This is a genomic window from Streptomyces panacea (assembly GCF_040560175.1).
In the GTDB taxonomy this organism is placed as follows: domain Bacteria; phylum Actinomycetota; class Actinomycetes; order Streptomycetales; family Streptomycetaceae; genus Streptomyces; species Streptomyces panacea.
On sequence record NZ_JARJHW010000355.1, the window covers coordinates 1 to 2,259 of the forward strand.

General features: G+C 72.9%; 3 protein-coding genes. 1 reads left to right on the forward strand and 2 read right to left on the reverse strand.

What is annotated here, in order from left to right; all coding sequences use genetic code 11:
• Window positions 1-147: 147 nt before the first annotated feature.
• Both P3L51_RS35875 and P3L51_RS35880 read right to left on the reverse strand, forming a co-directional pair.
• The gene (locus tag P3L51_RS35875) at window positions 148-1,194 is read right to left on the reverse strand and encodes a M56 family metallopeptidase (protein WP_354609551.1); all 1,047 of its coding nucleotides are present in this window, start codon (window positions 1,192-1,194) and stop codon (window positions 148-150) included.
• 4 nt (window positions 1,195-1,198) lie between these two features.
• Window positions 1,199-1,609, reverse strand: coding sequence for a BlaI/MecI/CopY family transcriptional regulator (locus P3L51_RS35880; RefSeq protein WP_435594605.1), 411 nt, complete (start codon window positions 1,607-1,609; stop codon window positions 1,199-1,201).
• Between the two features lie 149 nt (window positions 1,610-1,758).
• On the opposite strand from P3L51_RS35880, the gene P3L51_RS35885 reads away from it, so the two are divergent.
• Window positions 1,759-2,259: TerD family protein (locus tag P3L51_RS35885; protein ID WP_354609553.1), on the forward strand; the 501-nt coding region annotated here is incomplete at its 3' end.

The window sequence follows — 2,259 nt, forward strand, 5'->3', positions numbered from 1 at the left end:
ACTCGGCCGACTCCGACAACGCGGCGAGGTGCCGTACCAGCCGTCGCGGGCCAGGCGGGACTTCGAAGACACGGCCTGGGACGAACCGCGCGACGCGCGCTGTTCTTCTTCGCCGGCCGGGCTGCACGAGCAGTCCGGCCAGCGCTTTCACAGCGGGCCCGCCTTCAGTACGAGCAGCAGCGTGAGCGTCGCGTTCGCCGAGGAGAGCGCCGATCCGAGCGTCCCGGCCGCCGCCGCCCAGGCCGCCAGACCCACCGCGGTGAAGACCGGCGGCCAGCTGACGGCCGACGGCGCGGGTACCAGCAGCGCGGCCACCCGGCGCGGCACCGGGCCCGGCGCGGCGAAGCCCGCCAGCGTAGGGGTGGGCGTGCCACGCGTGACGAGGGCCGCCTTGCCGATGGCCCGCGCCACCACCCGCCGCTCGCCCGTCACCCGCGCCGCCTCCTCGTCCGCCCACCGCTCGGTCGTGTAGGCCACGGCCGACCGCAACGGCGTCAGCAGCGGGTTGGCCCGGGCGGCGAAGCGGACCACGAGCAGATAGCGGTGGTGGTGTCCCGCGAGATGGGCCCGTTCGTGGGCGACGAGCGCCGCGCGTTCGCCGGTGTCCAGACACGCGAGCATGGCCGTGGAGACGACGATCCGGCCTCCGGAGATCCCGGCGCGCACGACCGGCCGCCGGGTGAGCCGGGCCATGAACCAGGCCGTGAGCCGGGCCGTGAGCCGGGCCGTGGACCCGGTCGTCGTCCAGGCGTCGGCCGGCCGGTTCCGTACGCCCGGCAGCGCGTACGCGTACGCGGCCTCGTCCGCCAGCACGGCGAGTTCGCCGTCCGGCACCCCGGCCAGCGCGTGCTCCGCACGGCGGCGGACGCGCCGGTGTCTGCGGACCGCGGTCGACCACGACACGGCCACGGCGAGCAGCGCGACGACGGCGCCCTTGCCCGCGGCCTCCTCGTACGGCGCGGTGGCAGGGGCCTCCCGGTCCGCCCAGGCGTCGGGCAGCGGATGGCCGGGCAGTTGCACCGTACCGACGACCACCAGCAGCCCCAGGCACACCGTGCTGCACACCGCCAGGGCGGCGGCCAGCGCCGACAACAGCCGTGTGGCGACGCGCGGATGGAGGTGCCGCTCGGCGAGGCCCGCGATCGGCAGCGCGGTCAGGGGCAGCAGCAGCGGCAGCAGGACGAACACTCCCATCCGGTCAGTCCTCCGTCCCGTCCTCGGGAAGACCGAGGAGGTCGCGCAGCAGCCGTTCGTCGTCCGGCGAGAGGGTGGTGACGAACCGGGCCAGTACGGCCTCGCGGTCCGACTCGGCGTCCAGTACGCGGCGCATCCGCAGGGCGGCGAGACCCGCCTCGTCGGAGGTCGCGCACCATTCGAAGAACCGGCCCACCCGCTCCCGGGTGACGACCCGTTTGGCCTGGAGCCTGGTCAAAATGGTCATGACCGTCGTGTACGCCAGGTCCCCGCCGAGCCGGTCGAGCACCCAGCCCGCGTTGACCGGTCCGGGCGCCTGCCGCAACACGGCGAGCACCTGGGCCTCCAGCTCGCCCTGGCCGCGCCGACGCGGGCGCCCGTCCGGGCCGCCGTCCCCACCGACCTGTTCCCTCACACCGTCTCCCTCCGCTTCCGACGTGCGGCCTGGGTCCATCCGGCGCACCTCCGGCGTGGCTCCGGCGTGGCAGCTCCGCCGCTCCGCACACACTTCTACAGTGTTGTAGATTTTTGTTACGGTCACCAGCTCAACTCAGGAGGAGCAGCGTGGGAGTTTCCCTGTCCAAAGGCGGCAATGTCTCGCTCACCAAGGAGGCGCCGGGCCTGACAGCGGTCCTGGTCGGTCTCGGGTGGGACGTCCGCACGACGACCGGTACCGACTACGACCTGGACGCCAGCGCCCTGCTGGTGAACGAGGCCGGGAAGGTCGGCACGGACCAGAACTTCGTGTTCTACAACAACCTCAAGAGCCCCGACGGTTCGGTGGAGCACACCGGTGACAACCTGACCGGTGAGGGCGAGGGTGACGACGAGGTCGTCAAGGTCAACCTGGCGGCCGTGCCGACGGAGATCACCAAGATCGTCTTCCCGGTCTCGATCCATGACGCCGAGAGCCGCGGCCACAGCTTCGGCCAGGTCCGCAACGCCTTCATCCGCGTCGTGAACCAGGACGGCGGCGCCGAACTCGCGCGCTACGACCTCAGCGAGGACGCGGCGACCGAGACCGCGATGGTCTTCGGCGAGCTGTACCGCAACGGCGCGGAGTGG

Coding starts and splice junctions, on each gene's coding strand:
- P3L51_RS35875 (WP_354609551.1), bottom strand. CDS start 1,194: ATGGGAGTGTTCGTCCTGCTGCCGCTGCTGCTGCCCCTGACCGCGCTG.